General features: G+C 38.9%; 21 protein-coding genes and 1 other annotated feature. Of the genes, 13 read left to right on the top strand and 8 right to left on the bottom strand.

The genetic code is table 11. The annotated features are described in order from the left end of the window. The first annotated feature begins 3 nt into the window (after positions 1–3). The 3 genes from murC to NST76_RS16340 all read left to right on the top strand — a co-directional run bounded on the left by murC (position 4) and on the right by NST76_RS16340 (position 2555). Positions 4–1317, top strand: a complete 1314-nt coding sequence (murC, locus tag NST76_RS16350) for a UDP-N-acetylmuramate--L-alanine ligase (RefSeq protein ID WP_036118824.1) — start codon at positions 4–6, stop codon at positions 1315–1317. Positions 1318–1426: 109 nt separating this feature from the next. After that, entirely contained in the window at positions 1427–1930 is a 504-nt protein-coding gene (locus NST76_RS16345; RefSeq protein WP_036118825.1) for a DUF948 domain-containing protein, read from the top strand. Between the two features lie 133 nt (positions 1931–2063). Beyond that, positions 2064–2555 carry a YtxH domain-containing protein gene (locus tag NST76_RS16340; protein ID WP_036118827.1) on the top strand — a complete coding sequence of 164 codons (492 nt, stop codon included), beginning with the start codon at positions 2064–2066 and terminating at the stop codon, positions 2553–2555. A gap of 52 nt (positions 2556–2607) precedes the next feature. On the opposite strand, the gene pilM is transcribed toward NST76_RS16340, so the two are convergent. Next, positions 2608–4761 carry a pilus assembly protein PilM gene (pilM, locus tag NST76_RS16335; RefSeq protein ID WP_036118828.1) on the bottom strand — a complete coding sequence of 718 codons (2154 nt, stop codon included), beginning with the start codon at positions 4759–4761 and terminating at the stop codon, positions 2608–2610. Between the two features lie 174 nt (positions 4762–4935). Here pilM and NST76_RS16330 point away from each other — a divergent pair, with 174 nt between their 5' ends. Together NST76_RS16330 and ccpA are read left to right on the top strand one after the other, a co-directional pair. Then, on the top strand, positions 4936–6021 hold the full coding sequence (locus NST76_RS16330; protein WP_036118830.1) for a bifunctional 3-deoxy-7-phosphoheptulonate synthase/chorismate mutase: 1086 nt from the start codon (positions 4936–4938) through the stop codon (positions 6019–6021). A 174-nt stretch (positions 6022–6195) separates the two neighbouring features. Continuing rightward, complete coding sequence (gene ccpA, locus NST76_RS16325) at positions 6196–7200, top strand: catabolite control protein A (protein WP_036118832.1); 1005 nt, start codon at positions 6196–6198, stop codon at positions 7198–7200. 244 nt (positions 7201–7444) lie between these two features. Here ccpA and NST76_RS16320 read toward each other — a convergent pair whose 3' ends face one another. The 3 genes from NST76_RS16320 to NST76_RS16310 are packed head-to-tail and all read right to left on the bottom strand — an operon-like array spanning position 7445 to position 9909. Beyond that, positions 7445–8605 (bottom strand): acetoin utilization protein AcuC, encoded by a 1161-nt coding sequence (locus tag NST76_RS16320; protein WP_089934199.1) that lies wholly within the window; start codon positions 8603–8605, stop codon positions 7445–7447. After that, positions 8605–9252 (bottom strand): acetoin utilization AcuB family protein, encoded by a 648-nt coding sequence (locus tag NST76_RS16315; RefSeq protein WP_058843409.1) that lies wholly within the window; start codon positions 9250–9252, stop codon positions 8605–8607. The genes NST76_RS16320 and NST76_RS16315 overlap by 1 nt, the downstream gene beginning before the upstream one ends. Before the next feature lie 24 nt (positions 9253–9276). Then, positions 9277–9909 (bottom strand): GNAT family N-acetyltransferase, encoded by a 633-nt coding sequence (locus NST76_RS16310; RefSeq protein ID WP_036118837.1) that lies wholly within the window; start codon positions 9907–9909, stop codon positions 9277–9279. Between the two features lie 327 nt (positions 9910–10236). On the opposite strand from NST76_RS16310, the gene acsA reads away from it, so the two are divergent. The 5 genes from acsA to NST76_RS16285 all read left to right on the top strand — a co-directional run bounded on the left by acsA (position 10237) and on the right by NST76_RS16285 (position 16470). Beyond that, positions 10237–11958, top strand: coding sequence for an acetate--CoA ligase (gene acsA / locus NST76_RS16305; RefSeq protein ID WP_342545297.1), 1722 nt, complete (start codon positions 10237–10239; stop codon positions 11956–11958). 235 nt (positions 11959–12193) lie between these two features. Next, positions 12194–13228, top strand: coding sequence for an N-acetyl-gamma-glutamyl-phosphate reductase (argC, locus tag NST76_RS16300; protein ID WP_170829887.1), 1035 nt, complete (start codon positions 12194–12196; stop codon positions 13226–13228). 57 nt (positions 13229–13285) lie between these two features. Continuing rightward, a complete protein-coding gene (gene argJ, locus NST76_RS16295; protein WP_340809357.1) occupies positions 13286–14518 on the top strand; it encodes a bifunctional glutamate N-acetyltransferase/amino-acid acetyltransferase ArgJ in 1233 nt (410 codons plus the stop codon). Further along, complete coding sequence (gene argB, locus NST76_RS16290; protein ID WP_340809356.1) at positions 14481–15266, top strand: acetylglutamate kinase; 786 nt, start codon at positions 14481–14483, stop codon at positions 15264–15266. Before argJ ends, argB begins: the two co-directional genes overlap by 38 nt. Before the next feature lie 73 nt (positions 15267–15339). Beyond that, positions 15340–16470, top strand: a complete 1131-nt coding sequence (locus NST76_RS16285) for an acetylornithine transaminase (RefSeq protein ID WP_340809355.1) — start codon at positions 15340–15342, stop codon at positions 16468–16470. A gap of 171 nt (positions 16471–16641) precedes the next feature. Here the strand turns inward: NST76_RS16285 and NST76_RS16280 are convergent, their stop codons facing one another. After that, positions 16642–17523 (bottom strand): NAD-dependent epimerase/dehydratase family protein, encoded by an 882-nt coding sequence (locus NST76_RS16280; RefSeq protein ID WP_342544151.1) that lies wholly within the window; start codon positions 17521–17523, stop codon positions 16642–16644. A gap of 137 nt (positions 17524–17660) precedes the next feature. After that, complete coding sequence (locus NST76_RS16275; protein ID WP_340809354.1) at positions 17661–20675, bottom strand: transglycosylase domain-containing protein; 3015 nt, start codon at positions 20673–20675, stop codon at positions 17661–17663. Positions 20676–20777: 102 nt separating this feature from the next. After that, positions 20778–20986, top strand: a binding site (T-box leader). 84 nt (positions 20987–21070) lie between these two features. On the opposite strand from NST76_RS16275, the gene tyrS reads away from it, so the two are divergent. Then, on the top strand, positions 21071–22339 hold the full coding sequence (tyrS, locus tag NST76_RS16270) for a tyrosine--tRNA ligase (protein ID WP_342544148.1): 1269 nt from the start codon (positions 21071–21073) through the stop codon (positions 22337–22339). A 57-nt stretch (positions 22340–22396) separates the two neighbouring features. On the opposite strand, the gene NST76_RS16265 is transcribed toward tyrS, so the two are convergent. Both NST76_RS16265 and NST76_RS16260 read right to left on the bottom strand, forming a co-directional pair. Beyond that, on the bottom strand, positions 22397–23200 hold the full coding sequence (locus NST76_RS16265) for a cobalamin-binding protein (protein WP_330492998.1): 804 nt from the start codon (positions 23198–23200) through the stop codon (positions 22397–22399). Between the two features lie 144 nt (positions 23201–23344). Further along, entirely contained in the window at positions 23345–24550 is a 1206-nt protein-coding gene (locus tag NST76_RS16260; protein WP_036118859.1) for an iron-containing alcohol dehydrogenase, read from the bottom strand. 540 nt (positions 24551–25090) lie between these two features. Between NST76_RS16260 and NST76_RS16255 the strand changes: the two genes are divergently transcribed. Together NST76_RS16255 and NST76_RS16250 are read left to right on the top strand one after the other, a co-directional pair. After that, entirely contained in the window at positions 25091–25639 is a 549-nt protein-coding gene (locus NST76_RS16255; protein ID WP_058843400.1) for a MarR family transcriptional regulator, read from the top strand. Positions 25640–25729: 90 nt separating this feature from the next. Then, entirely contained in the window at positions 25730–26926 is a 1197-nt protein-coding gene (locus NST76_RS16250) for an MFS transporter (protein WP_089934187.1), read from the top strand. The last annotated feature ends 47 nt before the right edge of the window (positions 26927–26973 follow it).

The raw sequence follows: 26973 nt of genomic DNA, 5'->3' as shown, positions 1-26973 counted from the left end.
TTAATGACAGTTTTTCATTTCACAGGCATTAAAGGTTCTGGCATGAGTTCGCTTGCACAAATCTTATTTGATGCTGGTGAACAAGTACAGGGCTCAGATGTCGATAAATATTTCTTCACGGAGCAGCCGTTACGTGAACGTAATATTCCAATTTTTACATTTAATGCAGATAATATTAAAGAAGGCATGACAGTAATTGCAGGAAATGCGTTTCCAGATGATCATCCTGAATTAGTACGTGCCCAAGAAATCGGTGTAGAAATCATTCGTTACCATAAATTTTTAGGTGAATATATTGGCAACTATACATCCATTGCAATCACAGGTGCGCATGGTAAAACATCTACAACAGGCTTGATGGCACATGTTGTAGGCGGTTATAAGCCAACATCTTATTTAATTGGTGATGGTACAGGTGCAGGGCATGAAAATGCTGATTTCTTTGTGATGGAAGCATGTGAATATCGCCGTCACTTCTTAGCCTACAATCCAGATTATGCTGTGATGACTAATATCGATTTTGATCATCCAGACTACTTTGCCAACATAGAGGATGTATATTCTGCATTTCAATCATTAGCGTTACAAGTGAAAAAAGCGATCATCGCATGTGGTGATGATGAACAGCTTCAGCGTATTCAAGCAAAAGTACCAGTTGTCTATTATGGATTTGGTGCTGAAAATGACTTCGAAGCGCGTAATGTAGAAAAAACAACTAAAGGTACAAAATTTGATGTATTTGTTCGCAATGAATTTTATAGTACTTTCTTTATCCCGTTATTTGGGGATCATGCTGTTTTAAATACATTGGCTGTCATTACGCTATGCGAATATGAAGGCATTTCACCTGATATTATTCAGGAGCGTCTACACACATATAAAGGTGTTAAGAGACGTTTTACTGAAACCGATATAGGGGATACTGTTTTAATAGACGACTATGCACACCATCCAACGGAAATTCGTGCAACAATTCAATCGGCACGACAAAAGTTCCCTGAACGTGAGCTAGTTGCTATTTTCCAACCACATACATTTACACGTACCCAAGCTTTTTTACAAGATTTTGCGGATAGTTTGAGCCTTGCAGATACAGCCTATTTATGTGATATATTTGGCTCTGCAAGAGAAACGCAAGGTGCACTATCTATTCATGATTTAGCGTCTCTTATCGAAGGCAGTGCAGTGATTACCACTGAAGGAATTGATATATTAACAAAACATAAAGGCGCAGTATTTTTATTTATGGGCGCTGGTGATGTTCACAAGTTCCAAGATGCTTTTGAAGACGTGCTTACAAACAATGAAACAGCTTAGTCCGTAGGGGTTAAGCTGTTTTTTCTCAAATTTGAGAAGGAATTCCGTTTTTTTTGTCGAAGATAGGGAAAGTAATAGTAAAGACAATTTACTAGCAGGAGGTTATCTTATGGAAGTGATTTTGTATATTGCAGCCATTATTGCTGCAATCGGATTTTTAATTTTATGTGTGAGCGTTGGTATGACATTATTTTCGCTCAAGTCCATTTTAAACAGTTTAGCTGGGACATTATCTGGGATTGAAGGACAAATGGAAGGCATTACGCGTGAAACAACGTCCTTATTAACAAAAACAAATAGCTTAGCAGATGATATTCAACATAAATCGGAACAATTAAATTCAGTTGTTCAAGCTGTTAAAGGTATTGGTGATTCCGTTAATGGTTTAAATAATTCTGTACAGCAAATCACTTCTTCTGTTTCTAAAAGCGTAGAACAAAACGAAGAAAAAATTGCACAGGTTGTACAATGGAGTAATGTGGCGATGGGTATTGCGGATAAGTGGAAAAAACGCAAAATCATTGAGCAAGAGTCAGTTTCTGAGGATGCCTATGCATTTGAAACGGTACAGGTAGAAGAAAAGCCAAAAAGAAAATGGGGTCGTAAAAAATGATAATTATTCAGTGAGTATTACATGCTGACTGAATAAAAATAAAGTCTTAGACATAAGTTGTAGATGCATCTGTGAAAGTAGATGGACAACCAGTCTAGACAAATTTGATAATAAGATGGGGAGGAATTGTTGTATGACAACTCAAAAGCCAAATTTTAACGAAGTAAAGGAACAACAGCTTGAAAGTTCTTTACCTCAGCTTTATCATTCACAAGACTCGATTTATGAAGAGGAGCGTGTAAACATGAAAGATTTTGTGATTGGCGCATTAGTCGGAGGAATCGTAGGTGCTGCGGCAGGTCTACTGTTAGCCCCAAAATCAGGAAAAGATTTACGTAGTGATGTGGCGGTACAAGCTGTTCAGTTAAAAGATAAGAGTGCAGACTTCTCGACAACTGCAAAAGATAAAACGGTTCAACTTTCTAAACAACTTCAAGAACAATCTACACAATTAGTGGAAAAAGTAAAAACATTGAAAACGGCAAAAGCACCAGCTGTTTTTGATGATGGTACGGTTTCCTTTGAGGGTGAAGAACCGCTAGAGGAATTTATTCCTAGTGAGGAACCTAAAGCTCAAGAAATAAAGGAACAAACAGAAGAGACAAATGAAGAAGTACGCGCATAATGCATAATAAAAAGGGATACGTTACATGATAATGATGTAACGTATCCCTTTTTTAAGTGATGGGTGAAGCTTCTAATAGTATTTCTAGTTGATCGCCACCAAATATTTCTGTATCAAAGCTTGCTGGTTGACCATTTCTTAAAATCGTGAAATTCCCTTTAAATGTACCTGGTAACTGCCAATTAGAGAAACGGAATACATCCTGATAAATCCAACGACTGCGATCCTTTTCTCTAAATTCGATAGTTGCTCCATTCGGCACAGTGGACAGTGGTGATACAACGTTTTGATTGACGAGCGCCTCATTTGCTGTTTTCTTAAGTTCTAAAACTTCCTGTTGGAAATGAATAATGATTTTATCCTCTAGCAAAAGGTTCATTTGGTCTGCTATACGTTGTACGGTTGGTAAAGATGGTTGGTGAAAGCTAATGATATCGCCATCTTGAACCGCATAGCTCATTTTAGCTATTTTTCCATTAATCATTAGCTGTGAAGAGAATTCTGGTAAATACAAAGGTTGACTGTCCACTTGAATAGAATAGGATTCAAATTGTTTGACTAAATTCCAGTTGTTCGTGACTTTAAATACATCTTCAATTGTATCAGCTATATCAAAAACTACTCTATCACGATCATTTAAAATTGTATCAAGTGATGCAGGTGATTGATTGACAGTAATTTTTGGCTCAATCACATATTTGGTTTGTTGTATTGTAATTGTTTTTATCGCTGCATCATCAACAAGATCTCTCACTGTAGCTGTTGCAGTTTGCCCATCTTGCCCTTCAATTAGCTGAATAGCATCACCCGATTTAATCAATGTTTTGGTAGATGCCTGTTGGCCATTGACCAATATTTCTGCTGGTTGCCCATGACCACCTGGGATAAAAATATCTTGTCCATTGACACTGACAGATAGCCCAAGTCCAGGTTTTCCATATAATTGCTTTGCTCGTATATTTGCCGCTAAAAAAGCATCCGCCACAGTCATTTCCTTTAATTCAAAAAGGCGAACCACTTGATTATTAACCGTTAAACTCATATATTGAATCGGCATTTTTTTAGCAGCAATCGCAATTCCAATCGGCGTGACTAACTCAGGTGATGCTTTTATATGTTCTTCCTTTGTAAGGTTTTGAATAGCATCAATACCTCGAACAGCGATACGATTTGCTGGTAAGTCAAGGACTTGTCCAAGTTCTGTAGTCAGATTGGGTGTTAAGCTACCACCACCAACTAACATAACGGCTTTCGGTGCGACACGATTATTGAGTCGTAAGATTTCTTCACCAATAGACTTTGCCAGTTGCTTCACTGCAGGCTCAATTGCTAATAACACCTCATTCTTTGGATAAAACTGATCAAATCCTAGGATATCTTGAATTAATATTTCTTCTGCTGTTTGGAGCTGACGTTTTGCCTCTTCTGCTACAGGGAAGTCTAGTAAATAGTGGTCGCTTAATGCTTCTGTAATTTCGTCGCCAGCTGTTGGCACCATACCATAGGCCACAACTGTACTTTTATCAGTGATCGCGATATCAGATGTTCCTGCCCCTATATCAACAAGTGCCACATTTAAGCGACGCATCGTTGGCGGAATGAGCACATTAATGGCAGCAATAGGTTCTAATGTCAGTGCTTCCATTTCTAAATCTGCCCGTTTAAGAGCAGCAATAAGTGATTCCACAACAACGCGAGGTAGGAAAGTGGCAATCACTTCAATTTGTGCTTCATCACCTTGTTGATCGAGCAGACTGCCGATTTCCTCGCCATCCAAGCGATAATAGAGGACTGAATAGCCTACACAATAATAGTGGCTAATCTTTGCATCCTCCTTTTGTTGTAAAAGTTGTTGCTGTGCTTGTTGAACGGCCTGAAGTTCCAAGCGACTAATATCTTCTTCAGTAAAAATAGGCCGATTACGTATATTAATGGTCACACTAGCTTGTTCAGTTTTCAAAGATCGACCTGCGGCAGCCACACTTACCTTTGTAAGAGGACCATGTTTTTCTTCGAGTTCACGTTTTATTTCATTTATTAAATCTGCCACATACATGACATTATGTATTTGACCATCTACCATGGCACGTTCTTTATGCTCTTTCACTAAAATATCTTCCACATGAAAATGGTCATTTTCTTCTTGTAGAATAATCCCGACCACTGAGCGTGTACCAATATCAAGTGCGAATAATTTAGAACTCAATGTAATCGCTTCCTTTCGCGTCATACTTGAAAAATAATTTAGCGAGTTGAAGCGCTAAATTAAAAATGCGTGACATTCTGAACAACATTGATTATAATAATGCTATTATCTAAAAATGTAACATACATTTCAGAGTTCTGAAAGTGTCTGTCATGAGGAGAGGAGCAAGTAAGCATGAGCCAAAAAGATTTAGAAAGCTTACGTAGTCAAATTGACGGTTTAAACTTAGAAATTCTTCGTCTAATTAACGAACGTGCAGCTGTAGTTGATGAAATCGGTAAGATTAAAGAAAAGCAAGGTGTGAATCGCTATGATCCACTACGTGAAAGACACATGCTCGATCTTATTAAAGAACACAATCAAGGACCATTAAACCAAATGACGGTTGATTATATATTTAAGCAAATCTTTAAAACAGCTTTAAAACAATTAGAAGCTGATAAGAAGAAGGAATTGCTTGTATCTCGTAAAAAGAAATCCGAAGATACAGTTGTTAATATCAATGGTGAATTAATTGGGCAAGGGAAGCCATCTTTCGTATTTGGTCCTTGTGCAGTTGAGTCGTATGAGCAAGTAGCAGCTGTTGCCGCTTCTATTAAAGCAAAAGGCGAAAAGTTAATTCGCGGTGGTGCTTATAAACCACGTACTTCTCCATATGACTTCCAAGGTCTTGGGCTAGAAGGACTTAAAATTTTAAAACGTGTGTCAGAGGAATATGGTTTAGGTGTGATTACAGAAATCGTAACACCAGGTCATTTAGAGGAAGCATTAGACTATATAGATGTTATCCAAATTGGTGCACGTAATATGCAAAACTTTGAATTATTAAAGGCAGCAGGTGCAACAAATAAACCTGTCCTATTAAAAAGAGGCTTAGCTGCTACAATTGATGAGTTCATTCATGCCGCTGAGTATATTATGTCTAAAGGCAATGAAAACATTATCCTTTGTGAGCGTGGTATTCGTACTTATGAAAAAGCAACACGTAATACATTAGATATTTCAGCTGTACCAATTTTAAAACAAGAAACGCATTTGCCAGTATTCGTAGATGTAACGCATTCAACAGGTCGTCGTGATTTATTATTACCATGTGCTAAAGCAGCTATCGCAATTGGCGCTGATGGTGTTATGGCAGAAGTACATCCAGATCCATCTGTAGCATTGTCTGATTCACAACAACAAATGGACATCCCAACATTTGACGCATTCTATGAAACACTACAAAAATTCATGAAAAATCATGAAATTCATGCTTAATTGTTAACAGCGAACACCGCTTGCTTACTTCGGCAGGCGGTGTTTGTTATATCGTGACAAAATAATGTCTAGAATAGGACTATTAGTACTTGGTTTTTACGTAGTTCTTCTTGAAAATAATATGAAAATTATCGTATGATAAGGCTATAATAGGAAAAAAGGGAGGCACGTACGATGACTGTTACAATTTATGATGTTGCAAGAGAAGCGAATGTTTCCATGGCAACGGTCTCTCGTGTAGTCAATGGTAATCAAAATGTAAAACCAGCAACACGAAAAAAAGTATTAGAAGTAATTGAGCGATTAGAATACCGTCCAAACGCAGTAGCGCGAGGTTTAGCAAGTAAGAAAACAACAACAGTTGGCGTGATTATCCCAGATATTGCAAACAATGTTTATGCGGAGCTGGCTCGTGGTGTAGAGGATATTGCCACGATGTATCGTTATAATATTATTTTAGCCAACTCAGATCAACATGAAGATAAAGAGTTACAGCTACTGGATACGATGCTTGGAAAACAAGTAGATGGAATTGTTATGATGAGTGATGAGGTCACAGAAAAAATGCAACAAACGATGGATCATTCTCCAGTACCGATTGTGCTAGCTGGCTCGGTTGATGAATCGCAGACAATTGCCACTGTGAATATCGATTATTTCCAAGCGGCCTATGAAGCAATTTCATTACTTATTCAAAATGGACATACACGTATTGGTTTCGTAACTGGTCCACTTTCGTATACAATTAACGGAAAATTCAAGCTAGCAGCCTATAAGAAAGCATTGCAGGATGCTGGTTTACCAATAGATGAGGCATTAATTGCCGCAGAAGAGTCTAGCTATGACATGGGCTTAGAGGCTTGGGAAATATTATCTGCTCTCGAACATCCACCAACAGCTTATTTTGCAGGCAGTGATGAGCTGGCAATCGGCTTAATTCATGGCGCACAAGACGCAGGCAAAAATGTTCCAGAGGATATTGAAGTCATCAGCTTTGAGAACTCAAAGCTAGCGCGAATGGTACGCCCACAGCTAACAAGTGTAGCATTACCGCTATATGATATTGGAGCAGTTGCCATGCGCTTGCTGACAAAATTAATGAGCAAGGAGCCTGTCGAGGACGAGGCAGTTATTCTACCCCACCGTATTGAGCATCGACAATCGGTCAAAAGTAAATAATGATTGTAACACGTAAACTTGTGAAGAGTTTGCGTGTTTTTTTATATGGATGGATAGAACTGCAAAAGTGGTGGATAGGACTATAAAAATGAAGGATAGAATTCTAAAAGTAGTGGATAAAACTATAAAAGTGGTGGATAGAACTCCAAAATGAAGAATAGAACTATAGAAGCGATGGATTAAATGCGGCGGGCCATTATCGCTCCAATGAAAAAGCCTCACGTTGATCGTGAGGCAAAAAAAGTTAATCTCTTTTTTCATTTCGAATAATATGTAGCGCTTTGGCTAACATTTGAGCATTCTTCTCTTCGATTTCAGCTTTTCGAGGAATGGGCTCATATAAAGGAATTGGGTCCTCCCAAGTTGGTATAAAAGGAACAGGTGCTTCTGGCTGCCAGCGATCAAGCCATGCCTGAGGGAGTGATCCTGTTGGACATACTTGATCAGTCATTTCCAACCATAACATGGACCAGGCGCGAGGCACCACTCGCCAAATATCATAGCCACCACCACCAACAGCAATCCATTTCCCCTGACAATACTCATGTGCTAATTGATGGGCGAGCCTTGGAATTTTACGATAAATATTCATCGTTCCGTGTAAATGTGTTAACGGATCAAAAAAATGGGCATCAGCACCATTTTGTGTTAACACAACATCGGGCTTGAAAAATTCAAAGATCTCTCGCATGGACTGTTCATAAATATCTAGGAAACTTTCATCCTCTGTAAAAGCATCCATTGGAAAATTAAACGAGGTTCCATAGCCTTGACCATTGCCGCGCTCTGTAATGTTTCCTGTTCCCGGAAAGAGATAGCGACCAGTTTCGTGAATAGACAATGTACAAACATTTGGATCCTCATAAAAGCTCCATTGGACACCGTCTCCATGATGAGCATCTGTGTCTACGTAAAGTACACGAGCATTGTATTTTTCCTGCAAATAACGAATAGCAACCGTACTATCATTGTAAATACAAAATCCTGATGCACGACCACGGAAACCATGATGTAGCCCTCCGCCAAGGTTGAGGGCATGTTCGGCTTTACCTTCCATTACATAATCAACAGCGGTTAACGTTCCACCAACGAGCTGTGCACTGGCTTCATGCATATTGGCAAAAATAGGTGTATCTTCAGTGCCAATACCATAGCTTTCACATTGTGCTTCCGATAATTCACCATGTCCAGCTCTTTTCACGATGTCTATATATTTTGGATCATGTGCAAGCAATAACTCTTCTTCCGTTGCAACACGAGCAGGCACAATATCCACATCATCAAGAGCATTGATATTTTTTAATAAATCCATAGTTAGCGTCAAGCGTTTATGATTGAAAGGATGTGTATCTGAAAATTTATATCCGAGTTGTTCAGGCGAGTAAACGAATACGGCCTTTTTCATTATAATGAAACACCTGGTAAATTGGGCCAAAGAACATCAAAGCCCTCTTTGCGAAGGTCTTCAATCATGGCTAAAGGATTCAGTGTTTTTACTCGGACACTTAAAATTTTATTTTGTGTATTTTCAGAATCAGGATAAACTAAGACGCTTTGGACATTGGCATGATGTTGATGAAATATTTTGGTGATTTCAAATAAAACCCCTGGTGTATCTGATACTCGGATCTCGATTTTTGAGCCAGGCTCCGTAGCACCGGTCAGCTCTATATATGTATAGAGTAAGTCTGTTGTTGTCACAATCCCTACTAATTTTCCACCAGAGACAATCGGTAAACAGCCTATTTTCGTTTCATAAAATGTAAGAGCTACCTCTTCAACGAAATCTAGTGGATGACCGATAAGCGGGTCTTTCACCATAATTTCCTCTACTTTTGCATTAAAAACAGGAGAGTGAGGTTCATCCTGTAATGATGACGGTAAGACCTCTTTAATATCTCGTTCAGTAATTACACCTAAAACATGACGTTCCTCATCTATAACTGGTAAATGACGAACTTTTTTTTCACGCATTAGCTTTAGTGCTTCATGCACGGTATTAGTAGGCGCTAATGTGTAAGGCTCATCATTCATAATTTCTTCTACGATCATATACGCATCCCCTTTGTGTTGGTTTTAATACATGAAACGATTTCTAAAACGAAGCCTATCAAATCTTTCCATTGTCTCAGGAGGCACACGTTTTCCTTCACGTGCCATAAGGCAATTTGCTGGATGTGAAGTAATTTCGGGATCATCCGTAGCGAAATATTCAAAGCCGACGGAGCTCATCATTTTCTCCATCATTTTGCGGTAGTCCCAAACATTTAAACCCGTTCCTTTTAAATCCCAATGCCAATAATACTCGGTAGTAATCACCAGATAGTCTTCCATTTCATCTCCCATAAATGAAACGGCTAGCAGAGCCTTACCTGAACCCGTTCCACGATAGTCTGGAATGACTTCAATGGCGCCCAATTCAATCATGTCATCGATTCGATCTTCTGCCCATCGTTCAAGTGGATCAGGATAAAGATAGGTAACATAGCCTACGATAATATCTTCGTTTCGAATAATAATAATACGACCTTCTGGGAGCCCTGCAATTTCGATGATGGCCTGCTGCTGCTGTTTTGGAGGTCTGAAGGCAACCAAGCCCTCATGGAATGAATATGTAGCTAATTTTTCTGGAGGTACAGGTCCTTCCACATACACAGTACCATGCTTAGTTTCCTTTGTGACAGAAAAAAAAGTTTTTTTATGTTCCATAATTACACCACCTGAGTTTAATAATTCCATTATAGCTGATTTCTTGCGGAAAAACGCTTATTTTTGCAAAATATACCTGTATTTTTGGAAAAGTGAAAATATTAAGACAATCCATCAAAATTCGTGTAAAATAAAAATATAATGCTTCTGTTATTTAACAGATGAAAGTAGTGTGATTAAGAATTCTATCATTATTACAGTAGTAAACTGTTATATAACAAAGGCTGTATATCAAATTTGCTTTTACGATTATTTCTACATTTCAACAGGGGGGATTGTTGAAATTTAGACAAATGCAAAAGCAAAGAAAGGGGTAGTTTTATGGGGATGAAAATGAAGGAGAAGCTAATGGCTTTACCTGGTCAACACCATTTAACGAATTACGAAGAAGTAGCAAAGTCTCATAATTGGACGAATACGGAAAAGGCATTTAGCTGGTACGAAACAGGTTTAGTAAATATGGCGTATGAGGCAATTGATCGTCATACAGAAACACAACGTAAAAATAAGGTGGCACTTTATTTTAATGATGGTAAACGAAAAGAGGCTTACTCTTTTAATGAAATGAAGAGATTAACAAATAAAGCGGCAAACGTTTTTAAATCAGCTACTAGCCTGCAAAAGGGTGATCGTTTATTTATTTTTATGCCACGTTCACCTGAGCTTTACTTTTCATTGTTAGGTGCACTGAAAATGGGTGTTATTGTTGGACCATTGTTTGAAGCTTTTATGGAAGGAGCTGTGTATGATCGTCTGGCAGATAGTGAGGCGAAAGTATTAGTCACAACACCAGCGTTGCTTGAACGTGTGCCATTAGCCAAATTGCCTCAGCTAGAACATGTTTTTTTAGTTGGGGAGGATATTGAGGAAACAGCTCAAATTCTAGACTTTAATAAACATTTAAAAGAGGCTTCGGCACGATTTGAAGTGGAGTGGGTTGAGAGAGAAGATGGGATGATTCTTCATTATACTTCAGGTTCAACAGGTGCTCCAAAGGGTGTGTTGCATGTCCATAATGCAATGATTCAGCAATATCAATCAACACAGTGGGTGCTTGATTTACGGGAAGACGATATCTATTGGTGTACAGCCGATCCTGGATGGGTTACTGGAACAGCCTATGGTATTTTTGGGCCTTGGTTAAACGGTGTGACAATGCTAATTGTTGGCGGAAGATTTTCACCGCAAGCATGGTATCAAGCCATTGAGGATTATGGTGTAACAGTTTGGTATAGTGCGCCAACTGCGTTCCGTATGCTCATGGGGGCAGGTAGTGGTTTACTCGAAAGCTATGATTTATCCTCTTTACGACATGTGTTATCTGTCGGTGAGCCTTTGAATCCAGAAGTTATTCGTTGGGGAATGGAGGAATTAGGACATCGTATACATGACACATGGTGGATGACCGAGACAGGAGCTCATATGATTTGTAATTATCCTTCGATGGATATTAAGCCGGGTTCGATGGGGAAACCTCTTCCAGGTATTCATGCAACGATTGTTGATGATACTGGCAATGAAGTGCCACCCTTTACAATGGGTAATCTAGCTATTCAACGTGGTTGGCCAGCCATGATGCGCCAAATTTGGGGCAACCCAGAGCGCTATGAATCTTATTTCCTAAAAGGACAATGGTATGTATCCGGTGATTCGGCTTATATGGATGATGATGGTTACTTCTGGTTTCAAGGACGTGTGGATGATGTCATCATGACAGCTGGTGAACGTGTAGGACCGTTTGAAGTAGAAAGCAAGCTACTTGAGCATCCAGATGTAATCGAAGCAGGTGTTATCGGGAAGCCAGATCCAGTGCGGGGGGAAATCATTAAAGCCTTTGTATCTTTACGAGAAGGGGTTGAACCTTCTGATGCATTGATTGAAGATATCCGTGATTTTGTTAAGAAAGGTTTATCTGCACATGCAGCACCGCGTGAAATTGAATTTAAGGATAAATTGCCAAAAACACGTAGTGGTAAAATTATGCGTCGCGTATTGAAAGCATGGGAATTAAATTTGCCAACTGGTGATTTATCGACGATGGAAGATTAAACAAGTAAGCTAACAACAATTGATATTTATACAACATATGCATAAAAGGAAGGCAAGGATTCATTCGATGAACGAAAGGATTCTTGCCTTCTTTTTTCTGACTTTACAATGTTACATAAGCATTCTAAAGATGAAGTAAAGTCTACAGAGAAAATATATAATTTTATAAAAATTCAGTTGACTTAATAAATATGCAGACGTATACTATTTTTAACTTATTTCAGAGGTGAGTGCATTGAAAGTAGGTATTGTTGGAGCAACTGGATATGGTGGACTAGAGCTTATTCGATTTTTACATAACCATCCGGCTGTGGATCAGATTGATTTATTTACCTCATCAGAAGAGGGTGTACTTTTTTCTTCAAAATTTGGTCATCTTATTACGATAGTAGATACGCCATTACAAAAAATAGAGTATGACACTTTAGAAAAATTTGATGTTTTGTTTACGAGTACACCATCTGGCGTGACTAGTGAGCTTTTACCGCCATTGATTGGAAAAGGACCAAGATTAATCGATTTATCTGGTGATTATCGCTTAAAAAATCTCGCAAGCTATGAAGCATGGTATGGCAAAAAAGCGGCACCATCCCATAGTGTGCAACAGAGTGTGTATGGCTTAACGGAATGGAATACAGAACTTATCCAGCAAGCAACACTTATTGCTAATCCAGGCTGTTACCCAACAGCGGTTTTGTTATCCTTATTGCCACTTGTAAAGGAGCGGTTGATTGATCCGAGCTTTTTAGTGATTGATGCTAAGAGCGGTATTTCGGGAGCTGGCAATAAGCCATCACAAACGACCCACTTTAGTGAGGCGAATGAGAGCTTTTTAATCTATAAAGTAAATACACATCAGCATATACCAGAAATCGAACAGGCACTTTCCATGTTTGCTCATGTAGATACAACGATTACTTTTAATACGCATTTGGTGCCAATGACACGGGGGATTTTGGCGACATCCTATGCACCTGTTATGCCTGGCATTACAGAGGCACAATTGATCACTTGTTTACAGACAACCTATGAAAAGCATCCATTTGTTCGAGTAGTTACGGATGCAAACGGTTTAGGGACAAATCGTGTGAAAGGATCAAACTATTGTGATATTTTGGTAAAAGTTGATTCCCGTACGAATCGTGCCACGATTGTCAGTGTAATTGACAATCTTGTCAAAGGGGCAGCAGGGCAAGCCATTCAAAATATGAATGTGCAATTTGATTTACCACAAACGACAGGGCTAGATGTTGTACCGTTCTTTATTTAACAGCATGCAGGGAACTGTATGCTTGTCTTATTTTATCCATCAAAGGAGGAATTTCGAATGACAGTCACTACGTTAACAACTGTAATGAAGAAATTATCAAGTAAAAATATCGTTTCACCAAAAGGCTTTAAAGCGGCAGGATTACATTGCGGTTTAAAGCATAAGAAAAAAGACTTAGCACTTTTAGTAAGCGAAGTACCCGCAAGTGTAGCTGGTGTTTTTACAACAAACGCTGTCCAAGCAGCACCATTAAAAGTCACGAAAGAAGTTGTCTATACAACAAAGAAAATGCAAGCAATCGTTGTGAATTCTGGCAATGCGAATGCCTGCACTGGTAAACAAGGGGTTAAGGATGCCCAAACGATGCAGGCGTTAGCTGCTGAAAAGCTAGGAATTGCACCGAATTTGATAGGTGTTTGTTCAACGGGTGTTATTGGCGAAATAATGAAATTGGAGCCAGTTGCTAATGGTATTCAACAGCTAGAGCCAAAGGATAATTTAGAAAGTGCCATTGACTTTGCACAAGCTATTTTGACGACAGATACGGTTATGAAAAACACAAGCTATAGTACAACGGTGGATGGCAAGGAAGTCATTATCGCTGGTGTTGCAAAAGGTTCAGGCATGATCGAACCGAATATGGCAACAATGCTTGGTTTTATTACAACTGATGCCAACATTGAATCTGATGTGTTACAAGCGGCTTTTTCAGCTATTACAAATTTGACATTTAACGCTATTACAGTGGATGGGGATACATCCACTAATGACACAGTGGTTGTATTGGCAAACGGTTTAGCGGGAAATGATACTCTAACGCCTGAGCATCCAGACTGGCAAAATTTTTATTACACGTTGCAAACAGTGGCGGAAGATTTAGCAAAAATGATTGCCAAAGATGGAGAAGGGGCAACAAAGCTCATAGAAGTGGAAGTTGTTGGGGCAATTTCAGATGAAGAGGCACGAAAAATTGCTAAAACTGTCGTGGGTTCACCACTTGTGAAGACGGCCGTTTTTGGCTGTGATGCTAACTGGGGGCGTATTATTGCTGCGGTAGGGTATAGTGGAGCAACTATAGATCCAGATAAAATTACTATTCAAATTGGTGGTGCCACAATGGTTGAAAACGGTGAGCCAATTGCTTTCTCTGAAGATGCGTTAATTCAAATATTAAAAATGCATGAAGTAAAAATCTATGTGTCTCTTGGTCTGGGTGAAGGCAAGGGGCATGCTTGGGGATGTGACTTAACATATGACTACGTCCAAATCAATGCCTCATACCGCTCGTAAACGTATGGTGATTAAGCTTGGAGGCAGTACACTGGAAGGGTTAAATGAAGCTTTCTTTGATAATTTTAAAAGGTTACAAGAAAGTGGGGTAGAACTGATTATCACCCATGGTGGTGGCCCAGCCATTAATTGCGAACTGGCTGCTCGAGGTATACAATCACATACATTAAATGGCATACGTGTTACGAATGAGGCGGCTATGAAAGTTGTCCAATCGACTTTAATCGGTCAAGTGAATCCTGCGCTAGTTCATGAATTAACACATGCAGGTATAGCTGCTCTTGGGCTAAATGGCTTTGATGGTCAATTGATGGTCACAGACTTTTTAGATCGAGCTATTTATGGCTATGTTGGAGCTATCAAAACCATCAATACGTCATTATTGGAAATGTTAATGAGTGGGGGGATTGTTCCAGTTATTGCTTGTGTAGGTGCTAACGAAGCAGGTCAGGCTCTCAATATAAATGGTGATACAGTGGCAAGTGAAATTGCGCTAGCGATAGGGGCAGATAGCTTATTACTCGTAACGGATGTGAGTGGTATTCGTATTCAGGATGAATATCAATCAATAGCTACACCTGCTCTCATCGATCAGTGGACAGAGCAGGGGCATATATACGGAGGAATGATTCCGAAAGTACAAGGGGCTATTGACGGTTTACGTGCAGGTATTCCTTCTGTGCAAATTGTGGGAGAAACATTAATAGGGACAACGATTATCGCTTCGAGTAAACTTCATTCGCCCTAGAGTTCTAATAAGATAATGTGATAAGTATAGTTGTTGAAAGAAGACTATTTCTAATGATAGTGGAGATGATAACATGAGTGCTTTATTTGGGAACTACGGTAAGCGCCGCGCACAAATTGTCAAAGGACATGGGACCGTTGTGGAAGATTCTACAGGGAAACAATATTTAGATTTTACTAGTGGAATTGCTGTAGTGAGCCTTGGTCATGCCCATCCAGCCATTGTGCAGGCACTGCAAGAGCAAAGTGAAAAGCTGTGGCATATATCAAACCTTTTTGATATACCGGGTCAGGAGAAGGTAGCACAAAAATTAATCGCCCATACGCACTTTGCTCATGCCTTTTTCTGTAATAGTGGAGCAGAGGCTAATGAGGCGGCTATTAAATTAGCGCGGAAGCATACAGGAAAACATCATATTATTACATTTGAAAAATCCTTTCATGGTCGTACCTTTGGCGCCATGTCTGCAACAGGTCAAGGCAAAGTACATAATGGCTTTGGACCACTCGTAGAAAAGTTTACGATTTTGCCATTCAATGACGTGGCCGCACTTGAAGCAACCATTGATGATTCGGTAGCAGCTATTATGCTGGAAATGATTCAGGGAGAGGGCGGTGTCAATAGCGTATCAGCAGAATTTGCAGCAGCTATTACAAAAGCTTGTGATGACAAAGGGATACTGCTAATTATTGATGAAGTACAAACAGGTATTGGACGAACGGGCACACGCTATGCCTTTGAACAAACGGTATTAAAACCACATATTATGACATTGGCAAAAGGATTAGGCGGTGGTTTCCCTGTTGGCGCCATGCTAGGAACTGCCGAGCTTCATGCGACATTTAGCCCTGGAACACATGGTACAACATTTGGTGGAAACCCTCTTGCAATGAATGTAGCACAAGCTGTTTTGAGCCATGTATTTGAGCCGGAATTTTTACAGCAGGTACGAGAAGTATCGGCTTATTTTGTGGCTCAGCTAAAAGCAAATTTACCTTCTAGCTATACCATTCAGGGACAGGGTCTGTTGTTAGGGATTGGTTGTGGTAATACAGAGGTAGCACCTTATATTGCAGCAGCAGAAGAGCGTGGTCTTTTATTAGTGGGGGCAGGACCAACTGTTATTCGCCTCTTGCCACCATTAACGGTCACAAAGGAAGAGATTGACAAAGCAGTGGCTATTTTAAAGATGATTTTACATTGAACGAATAGAGGATGGGTTATAATTAATTGTCCATGATAAAGGCTAGACATTTTCTTATATAAATAGATAACCCGAACTATTACGAAACACTAGATGAGCGTTTCGTTAAATAGTTTGGGTTTTTCATTGGATAAAATCCTCTTGTACCAGCCGTCTTGTGTTGTTAAAGAGTTATTGGAGCTGTTTTACTAAAGTGCTCACTAATTCGGGTAGCCACTTTTCAAGCTGACTAAATGTAAATCCTGCTTTCTCTGCTTTCTCATTCGACATATACCAGTCTGCAGGAACTCCGTAGGGTGACTGTGATTCCTCATTTCCGCCAATAAGTGAAATTTTTGCACGCTTACCACTTATCTCTTCAATCATAGCTATTAGATCCTTAAGTGATATAGTACCAGACGCAGTAGCGTTGTATGGACCTTCTATAGGAGTAACACCAGTAAAATATAAAAATGCAGCTGCTTCCTCATCTGTAATATAGCTCATTTTTGCATCTATGTTTGGTAGAGTGATCGGTTGATCCTGTAAAATACGTTCAACATGGAAATGTAAACGATGTGTATAGTCATGTTCCCCCATCACAATCGGAAAACGTACAGCGACAACTGGGAACGAAGCCTCTTTAAATAAGACAGCCTCTGCTTGTCGTTTGCCCTCGCCATAAGAAAATTCCTCTTGTTGACCCATGCGAATTTGATACTGGAATGGGTCAAAGTCTTCTTCCTTTTTCATCTTTCCATCTACTTCATAGGTTGAAAGAGTAGAGGTGAAAACCAGTTTTTTAGTTTTCCCCTTTAATAGCTCACAAATTGTTTGTGCCTCGTTGGGAGAATAGCAAATATTATCATAAACAATATCCCATGTAGTATTAGCTAGTGCCTGTGCTAAAGCGTCACGATCATTACGATTGGCCACTAATTGCTTAACATTTGTACCAAAGGGATTACCGCTTTGACCACGTGTTAAAATCGTTACATCATGTCCATTTTGAATACAAAGTTCCACCAGCTTTTTACCAAAAAAACGTGTGCCTCCTAAAACTAATATGTTCATATTTTTCCACCCCTTCAAAATAGTAGTCCTCTTTATAATGACAAAAAAACAGACTTACTACAATTCATAAGTAATGATGTAGTAAGTCTGTTTAGCTAGATTGTTTTATTCGATTGCTTTATGCTAAGCAACATAGATTAGCGTCTTGTTGTTGATGTGTCAGGAGGAGGGGTGTTGCCATTGTCTCCTCCATTTGAGCCATCTTCCGGGTTTTCAGTTCCATTGCCATTGCCATTGTTACCAGAGCCCTCGCCGTTATTAGAGCCGTTGCCGTTATTACCAGAGCCGTTACCATTATTAGAGCCATTCCCATTATTAGAACCATTACCGTTACTACCAGAGCCATTGCCATTTGTAGGTGGCGTTGTTGGTGGAATTGGTTCTTGCTCGTTTTCCTCTGGGTCAGGTTCATTTTCGCTACCACCAGTAGAAACAACATTAGACTGTGGTGATGTTAGACCTGTAATGTCTACAGCGACCACAACATATGCTTGTCCACTAGCAACAGAGATACTTTGTGTTGACTCTAGCACAGACGTTACAAGTGTGTTACCACCATTCGTAACGTTGTAGATACGATAACCAACAACATCATTTGATGACTCTGACCATGATAATGTCGAGCCATTTACTGTAGCTGTTACAGCTGCTGGTGGGCTATCGTCCGCTGGGAAATCAACTGCTGATACAGATGAATTCGACAATGTTGAATTCTTTGGTAATAGACTAGCTGGGTTACCACCAAGTCTTCCTAGCATTCGTTTGATAAATGCTTGATTAATGCCTGCACCACCTGATTTAACAAATTCTGCTGGTGTATTTGGCAGAGCATTATAGGTTTTTCCTTTAATCGTTACAACACTTGAAGATGCTAAGCTATCATCAGGCTGTGACGGTAAAAATACTTTCGCATTAAATAAATCTGAACGTACAAGACCTGCGTTTGCACAAGCGGCAGAAGGTGCCATACCTGAAATACCACAGAATGAAGCAGTCACAACATTTTTAGGCGCCTTAAAGCTTGTCGGCGGATCAATTAATTGAGGGTCTGCATCATAAACAGCATTCATTAAAGTGCCCCATAGCTTATTGACACGAACACTTGGCTGTAAATACGTATTGTTAAATGCATAAAGTGTACGAGGCTGATCGTACCCCATCCAAACACCAAGGGATACATTTGGATTATAGCCAACTAACCAAACATCTTTATACTCTTGAGAAGTCCCTGTTTTTGCAGCGAAATCAGAAGAGAATTTTAACGTATTTCGTGCCATTGTCCCTGTTCCCTTCGTTAGAACATCACGTAACATATCTGTCACGATATAAGATGTTTCGGGACTGAACACTTGGACAGGTTCCACTTCATGTTGATAAACAATATTTCCTTCTTGGTCTTCAATTCGATCAATCATATAAGCATCAATGAATTGTCCACCATTTGCAAAAGTTGCAAAGGCATTTGTGTTTTCTTCAACAGTAGTCCCTTCACTTAAAGCACCGATACCCGTTGCTAAGTTTGTAAAATCATCAGGATGTAATTTTGTGAATCCCATTTTTACTAATAAATCAGCAGGGCGTCTATTAATAATGTCATTATATAAACGGAGCGCTGAAATATTTTGAGAGTCTGCTAATGCCTCACGAGCTGGAATAAGACCTCGTTCATCACTCGTAATATAGTTACTTGGACTCCAGGAACCAATCGAGAATTTCACATCAACGAGTGGGCTACCTGCACCGATTACCCCATATTCTATAGCAGGAGCGTAAACAAGTAATGGTTTCATAGTAGAACCGTTAGAGCGAAAAGCCTGTGTAGCGTGGTTTACTTGTGTTGTTTTAAAGTCTCGACCACCGACAAAGCTTAAAATTTTCCCTGTAGTATTTTCTATTAAAATACTGCCCACTTGTACAGGCATCTCAATATCTATTTCTTCACCAGTGACAGGATCTTTTCCTTTACCAGTATACGTATGACCGTAATACTGGAAGTCCTTCGCGGCCTTTTGCATGGAATCATACATATCTTTATTAATGGTTGAGTAAATACGATAGCCCTTTGAACGAACATCACGATCTGCTAAAATTGTGTATTTATCCTTTAGTTTTTTTTCTGCTTTTAATCGTTCTGGGTCAACCCCATCTTCTTTTGCTAGTTTCTCTGCAATAATTTCTTTTGCACGAGCTTCAAGCTCATATGTTAGCCATGGGTAACGATCCTCCGCACGCATTTCTGGTCCGCGGAAATCTGCCGCTATATCATAATCTAAAGCTTCTTTGTATTGCGCGTCGTCAATATAACCAGCTTCTTTCATACGATATAGTACCGTTTTCATACGATCAATACCCGGCTTTAAAGCTTCTTCACTTTTCAGTTCACCTGTATTCGTAAAAGGTGTGTAGGCAAATGGTGCCTGTGGAATACCAGCTATGTAAGCAGCTTGTGGAAGAGATAATTCTTTAGCTTTCACACCAAAAATCCCTTCAGCGGCTGTTTCAACACCAGCGATATTTCGACCTGAAGAGTTACGACCGTACGGAATAATATTTAAGTAAGCCTCTAATATTTCTTCCTTCGTCATAAAATGTTCTAAACGCATTGCCAGTAAGATTTCCTTAGCTTTACGTTCATAGGATACTTCGTTTGTTAGTACTTGGTTTTTAATAAGCTGTTGAGTAAGGGTAGATCCACCTGTTTGCGTAGCAGAGTTAGTGACATCTTGTAATAAACCACGAACAACCGCCTTTGGTACTATGCCGTTATGATCGCGGAAATATTCGTCTTCTGTTGCTAGAACAGCATTCACAACATCTGGTGCTACATTGCTAAGTGATGTTTCACGGCGATCCAAATCTGTCCGTAACTTCCCAATATAAATATCGTTGGCAAAATAAATTTCACTGGTTTCTTCATAACTAAAAATTTGATTGCGCAACTCTTCTTTTGAGCGTAATGGCTCTTCTTTTACGAGAGAAGCGAAATACCCAGCTCCAACTGATCCGACAAATACAGTGCCTACCAATGCAAAGACTAAAAATAGTAAAAATAAGTTCCAGGTAACACTACCTGAAATACGTAATTTCTTCATCCATTTTTGTTCAAGTAATTCATCGATCTTCGCATTGATTTTTTCAATCCAATCTTTCAATGTATCGACCTCCTAAAATCTTGTCTATTATAGCACATAATGTTTTAGCTCGAACATAGTTATTGACTTTGAAATAGATTCGTATAGAATAATGTTTATAGTTTTCTAGTGATGAAGAGTTTGCAGTAGTATCTATATTCCCTGTTTAGAGAGCCAGTGGTTGGTGAAAACTGGTCATAGTGTAGAGACGAATTACGTGCTTGGAGCTTAGACGTGCGCGCCTGCGATAAAGGCGGTTGAATGAAGTGGAAGATGGATGACATCTTCAAGCCGGGTGGTACCGCGTTAGTTTGTAACTTAACGTCCCTGCATGCAATTATTTGCGTGTAGGGACTTTTTTATTTAAATAAGCCCATACACGTAACGCATTTCAACCATTTTTAGGAGGAATTAATATGACAAACGAATTATTACAAGATTTAGAATGGCGTGGTTTGCTATACCAACAAACAGATACAGAAGGCATGGCAAAATTATTAGATGAGCAATCAGTATCCTTGTACTGTGGAGTAGATCCAACAGCAGACTCCATGCATATAGGACATATTGTTCCATTGTTAACACTTCGTCGATTCCAAAAAGCTGGTCACCGTCCAATTTTACTTGTTGGTGGTGCAACAGGGATGATAGGTGACCCATCTGGTCGTTCAGAAGAGCGCCAATTACAAACAGTAGAGCAAATCGATAAAAATGTCCAAGGAATCCGTAGCCAATTAGAACGTATTTTTGATTTTGCAGAAGATGGCAACGGTGCACAGCTTGTGAACAACCGCGACTGGATTGGCAATATCAATACAATTGAATTTTTACGTGATTACGGTAAATTAATTAACGTAAACTACATGTTAGCAAAGGATACGATTGCTTCTCGTCTAGACACAGGAATCTCTTTTACAGAGTTTGCATACACGTTAATCCAAGGTATTGATTACAATCATTTATACAATCACTACAATTGTCGTATACAAGTAGGTGGCTCTGACCAATGGGGTAATATTACAACAGGCTTAGAAGTTATTCGTAAAACACATGAGGAAGAAACGAAAGCATTCGGGATTACGATTCCTTTAGTAACGAAAGCAGACGGCACAAAATTCGGTAAAACAGCAGGTGGTGCTGTATGGTTAGATAGTAAGAAAACATCTCCATATGAGTTCTACCAATTCTGGATCAATGCTGCTGATGCAGATGTGATCAAATACTTAAAAATCTTTACGTTCCTTTCTCGTGAAGAAATTGAAGCATTAGCAGTCTCTGTAGAAGAAGAACCACATTTACGTAAGGCTCAAAAAGCACTTGCAGAAGAAATGACTCGTTTAATTCATGGTCAAGAGGCATTAGAGCAAGCCATTCGTATTACAGCAGCTTTATTCTCAGGGGATTTAAAAGCACTTTCAGCTGAAGAAATGAAGGATGCATTTAAAGATGTTCCTTCTATTGAAATGGCTAAAGAGGACAAAAATATTGTAGACCTTCTTGTGGAAGCGGGGATCTCATCCTCAAAACGTCAAGCCCGTGAGGACGTATCGAATGGTGCGATTAGTGTAAATGGTGAGAAGGTGACGGACTTAGAATATGTATTCGATGCCAAGGACCGTTTAGAGGATGCATTCAGCATTGTGCGTCGTGGGAAGAAAAAATATCATATGGTGAAGTTCGTTTAATTTCTATAAATGAAAAAGCAACATCCTCTTGTTCAGGGGGATATTGCTTTTTTTCATTTATAAGAAACTTGGAGGTTTTATCTGTTTATATTCTTTAGGATGCAATAGGTTCGCAAGCTTTATGGCACCTTCGATCAGCCGTGGAGAGGGGCGGCAATACAGCCATTCTTCCATTACGTGAAGCTGTTTCATTTGAACGGCATGTAGCTCTTTAGCATGTGGACGTTTTAATAAATTAGCAGGCTGTATACGCTCAAATGCTACACCTACCCAAGCCATCATAATGTAGTCGGGCTTTCGCTCAACGACATCTGCCCAATCCGTTTGAACACTGGCAAGATCTACATCTTGAAATAAATTAACCCCACCTGCAATAGCACTAATTTCCGTAAGCCAGTTTATTTTTCCTGGTGTAAAAATAGGATTGGGCCACCATTCCCAATAAAGAGTAGGTTTCTTTTGGATAGTCTGTGCAATGGAACGCATCTTTTCGATAGAATCCATGTATTGTTCGGCGATGGCCTGTGCATGTTTTTCCACATAACAAGCTCTTCCAAGTGTCAGAAGGTCCTGAGCAATCTCCTCTAGTGAGTTTGCATTAAAAATGATGTGGGGAATCTTTCTTTCTTTCAATGCTTCAATATTTCTTTCCATCCCAGGCACACTTAAGGAAGCTAGGACAAGGTCAGGCTGTAATGCCTCTAATGCATCCATATTAATGGATAAATCTGGTCCAAGCTGTGGTAAATCTTTAACCGTAGCTGGCCAATCAGAAAAATCATCGACACCAACGAGCTGGTCTGTCAGCCCTAAATAAGCGACTAATTCTGTATTGCTAGGACAAATTGAAATTAAACGCATATCGTTTTTCTCCTATTCTTTTTAAGAAAAGTATAGCGAGAGTTTCTAGTATAGACAATGTATGTATACTGAACCTATAAAAAAGTGGAGAAAACAAGCGTTTTCTCCATCTATTGTCATGGTAGGCTTATATGAATTCCTCGATTAAGAAAGGACAACCGCTTCGAGTGACTCCTCTTTTTTCGCAAGAGGCCCCATTGCATTAGTAATGATTTGTTTAATATCCTCTAGTGTTGCTTTACGAGGGTTAGTCTCAGCACAAACATCCAGCATTGCATTTTTCGCTAAGATTTCGATATCCTCATCTTTTGCACCCAATGCACGGAAGCCGCTAGGAATATTTAAATCTTGTGATAGCTTTTCAATAGCTGTAATAGCCTTTTCAGCGGCATCACGTTTACTTAATCCTTCCACATTCTCTCCTAATAATTCAGCGATACGAGCAAAGCGTTCTGTACGTGCTGTTACATTGTAGCGGCAAACATGTGGCAATAAAATAGCATTGCACACGCCATGTGGTAAATTATAGTAGCCACCTAATTGATGAGCAATCGCATGCACGTAGCCAAGCGATGCATTATTAAAGGCCATTCCTGCTAAAAATTGAGCATACACCATTTGCTCACGCGCTTCTAAATCAGCACCGTTCGCATAAGCACGCGGTAAAAATTCAGGAACGAGTTGAAGTACCTTTTCAGCACATGCATCTGTAATTGGCGTAGCATTAGTAGAAACAAAGGATTCAATCGCATGTGTTAATGCATCTACGCCAGTAGCCGCAGTTAGAGCCGGTGGTAAGCCAATCATAAGCTCGGGGTCATTAATGGATAATAACGGTGTTACATGTTTGTCAACAATGGCCATTTTCACTTTACGTGCTGTATCTGTAATAATTGTGAATCGAGTCATTTCACTTGCTGTCCCAGCAGTTGTATTAATCGCAATTAATGGCACCAATGGATTTTGTGATTTGTCAACGCCTTCATAGTCATGAATGCGTCCACCATTCGAAGCAATAAGTCCGATACCTTTTGCTGCATCGTGTGCGCTGCCTCCTCCAAGAGAAACAATGGAATCGCAGTTTTCAGCATGATATACTGCTACACCATCTTCAATATTCTGATCTGTTGGATTTGGTTCTGCTTTAGGGAAAATTGCTACATCGATTCCAGCAGCTGTAATGATGTTTGCAATTTGTTCTGAGAGACCTAATTTGTGTAATCCCTCATCTGTTACGATTAATGTCTTTTTCACTTCTAAATCGTTTAAGCGTTTACCAACTTCTTGAATTGCTCCAGGTCCAAATAAGTTTGTTTTCGGCATAACAAATTGCTTTAGAACGTCTGACATATTTCCAACCCCTTTTAAAAAATTATTATTGCTTGAATGATGGTGAACCACCTTTCGGAATTCATCGTATTCTATTTTTTGTAAAAGTTCAACTCGTATTTTTATTAAAATTGTTCATTTTATTCATGTTATTATTTCACAAAAAAGTTAAGGTGTTGAAAGGGTGTTTAGAAAGTAGTTTTGTATAAGAATATTGAATTTAATGTAGTTTGAAAAATATTTTACTATGAAAGTAAAATATATTTTTTAGAAAATGGTTCTATTTTTATGAGTAGTTGAATAGTAAATAACTGATATTTTGTTTTTATTATTAAGGTAGTGATTATGTTATTTTGAAACGGTGTAATTACTATTTTAAAGTACATAAGATTGTCATCATATGAGAGGGGAATAATTATTGTTCGTTATAATGAAATACGTCTGCGCTAAAAAATAGTGGCTTTATTTTGAAGAAATTTGTGGAAATAAAAGTTCTTGCATTAGATTAATTTTATAGTTAGAATGGTTAATAGTTAGATAATCTAATTAAAAGGTGATTCAATGACAAAGCTTAAGAAAACGTACACGAATGAAGATGATTTACCAGTGTTAGGGGTAGAGCCATATATTGAACTGATTCAGGCGTCCTCTTCAAGTGAGACAAATCAAGAAGATGCAAAATTGGGATTAATGTTGTTATGGTTAAGTGATCATGTTTTAGATGTAACAGACAATGAGTTAGCTCCTTTTGGAATTACAGAAAGTAAATTGGACTTATTATTATTGCTGACACTACATGAAGAGAGACGTGCGACTCCGTCTGCTTTAGCTAAACGATTGGGAATTACGAGGGCATCAGCAACATCAATGCTGGATTGGCTAGAAAAGAGAAATCTTGTTGTACGGAATCATAGTAAAGAAGATCGGAGGAAGATCTATGTAAGTTTAACTGATGAAGGGCGTACTTTTATCGCTGAGGTTTTACCGACTTATTGGTCGTCATGTGCTTCTAATTTAATCGATTTGGAACCTGATGAACGAAAAGTATTCGAGAAATTAGTGAGTAAATTATTAAAATCTATACAAAGAAAACTAAAGGTGGAACGTTAAACTGTAGCTATATTGATACAGTTTAATTTTTAGTTGTTTAATTAGATTATCTAACTATAAGCTAATCAAACTAAAAGGGTGATTTATTTAATGAACATTGTAATTTCAGGAAATCGCGCAAATTATACTTTAATGACAACTATTTTAGCCTGGACAGGTATGGTGGTGATGTCGAGCCTCTATTTAACAATACCTCTTATTAGTTTATTCAGTGATTATTTTCATATTTCATTGTCTAAAGCAGGTTTTACATCAAGTGTTTTTTCACTTGGATTTGCGCTAGGGTGTTTTTTCTATGGTGCAATATCAGAAAAATATGGACGTAAAAATGTCATCGTATTTGGGCTTTTTTCATTAAGTGTGATAACGTTACTTCTAGGTTTAGTTAATGATTTTTCTTTTATTCTTCTAATGAGAGGATTACAAGGGCTTGCGGCAGCTACATTTTCACCAGTAGCGCTTGCTTATACTCTTGAGGTTTTTCCAAATGATCGAAAAGTTGGGACAGTTGGTTTTATTAGTACGGGATTTCTTGTAGCGGGTATAGTTGGTCAGGTATTTAGTGGATATGTAAGTGAACATAGTCATTGGCACGTCATCTTTTATGTGCTTGCAGTAGTGTATGCTATGACTGCTTTGTTAGTCGTGTGGATCTTACCGAAGGGAATCGTTCACAATGAAACCAAAAATATATGGGCTCCCTTGAAGAGAATTGGTAGTATTTTCACCAATAGAAATTTGATATTTAGTTATATCATTGCATTTGTTTTATTAATGTCATTTGTCAGTATGTACATTATTTTGGGGGCATATTTAACGAGTGATTCCTTTGGTATGAAAAGTCAGAACCTCATTTACATTCGTGCCTTTGGGATAGTAGGAATGGTGATGTCACCATTTGCAGGTAAATTAGCGAAGCGTTTTAATGTACTATTTGTATTAAAATTGGCCTTATGTCTTTCGATTATCTCACTAACGGTGATGAGCTTTGTTTCAACAATAGCTGGTTTAACGATTATTAGTATTTTATTTGTCGGTGGGATTGCACTGGCGGTTCCTTCATTAGTAACACTTGTTAGTCAGTTAGGCTGGAATATGGGAGGGATTGCGGTCTCTATGTATACAGTCATTTTATTTGCTGGAACAAGTGTTGCACCATTCATATCTGTTTATTTGATACAATCTGGTAGCTTTGCTGTAGCCTTTCTTCTTCTAGCTATCACACTTAGTATCGGATTCGTTTCCGCACTAATGATTAAAAGCGGAAAAAACGTTGGTTCGAATTGATTATCATAGGAATTAGGATAAAATGGTGAAGACAATAAAAAGACCCT

Source organism: Lysinibacillus sp. FSL W7-1291, assembly GCF_038593415.1.
GTDB lineage: Bacteria > Bacillota > Bacilli > Bacillales_A > Planococcaceae > Lysinibacillus > Lysinibacillus fusiformis_D.
This window is presented reverse-complemented; position numbering and strand designations above follow the sequence as displayed.

Excerpts from the sequence above, each read along its gene's own strand:
- murC (WP_036118824.1), top strand. The coding sequence starts at position 4 with ATGACAGTTTTTCATTTCACAGGCATTAAAGGTTCTGGCATGAGTTCG.
- NST76_RS16345 (WP_036118825.1), top strand. The coding sequence starts at position 1,427 with ATGGAAGTGATTTTGTATATTGCAGCCATTATTGCTGCAATCGGATTT.
- NST76_RS16340 (WP_036118827.1), top strand. The coding sequence starts at position 2,064 with ATGACAACTCAAAAGCCAAATTTTAACGAAGTAAAGGAACAACAGCTT.
- NST76_RS16330 (WP_036118830.1), top strand. The coding sequence starts at position 4,936 with ATGAGCCAAAAAGATTTAGAAAGCTTACGTAGTCAAATTGACGGTTTA.
- ccpA (WP_036118832.1), top strand. The coding sequence starts at position 6,196 with ATGACTGTTACAATTTATGATGTTGCAAGAGAAGCGAATGTTTCCATG.
- NST76_RS16320 (WP_089934199.1), bottom strand. The coding sequence starts at position 8,605 with ATGAAAAAGGCCGTATTCGTTTACTCGCCTGAACAACTCGGATATAAA.
- NST76_RS16315 (WP_058843409.1), bottom strand. The coding sequence starts at position 9,252 with ATGATCGTAGAAGAAATTATGAATGATGAGCCTTACACATTAGCGCCT.
- NST76_RS16310 (WP_036118837.1), bottom strand. The coding sequence starts at position 9,909 with ATGGAACATAAAAAAACTTTTTTTTCTGTCACAAAGGAAACTAAGCAT.
- acsA (WP_342545297.1), top strand. The coding sequence starts at position 10,237 with ATGAAAATGAAGGAGAAGCTAATGGCTTTACCTGGTCAACACCATTTA.
- argJ (WP_340809357.1), top strand. The coding sequence starts at position 13,286 with ATGACAGTCACTACGTTAACAACTGTAATGAAGAAATTATCAAGTAAA.
- argB (WP_340809356.1), top strand. The coding sequence starts at position 14,481 with ATGACTACGTCCAAATCAATGCCTCATACCGCTCGTAAACGTATGGTG.
- NST76_RS16285 (WP_340809355.1), top strand. The coding sequence starts at position 15,340 with ATGAGTGCTTTATTTGGGAACTACGGTAAGCGCCGCGCACAAATTGTC.
- NST76_RS16280 (WP_342544151.1), bottom strand. The coding sequence starts at position 17,523 with ATGAACATATTAGTTTTAGGAGGCACACGTTTTTTTGGTAAAAAGCTG.
- tyrS (WP_342544148.1), top strand. The coding sequence starts at position 21,071 with ATGACAAACGAATTATTACAAGATTTAGAATGGCGTGGTTTGCTATAC.
- NST76_RS16265 (WP_330492998.1), bottom strand. The coding sequence starts at position 23,200 with ATGCGTTTAATTTCAATTTGTCCTAGCAATACAGAATTAGTCGCTTAT.
- NST76_RS16260 (WP_036118859.1), bottom strand. The coding sequence starts at position 24,550 with ATGTCAGACGTTCTAAAGCAATTTGTTATGCCGAAAACAAACTTATTT.
- NST76_RS16255 (WP_058843400.1), top strand. The coding sequence starts at position 25,091 with ATGACAAAGCTTAAGAAAACGTACACGAATGAAGATGATTTACCAGTG.
- NST76_RS16250 (WP_089934187.1), top strand. The coding sequence starts at position 25,730 with ATGAACATTGTAATTTCAGGAAATCGCGCAAATTATACTTTAATGACA.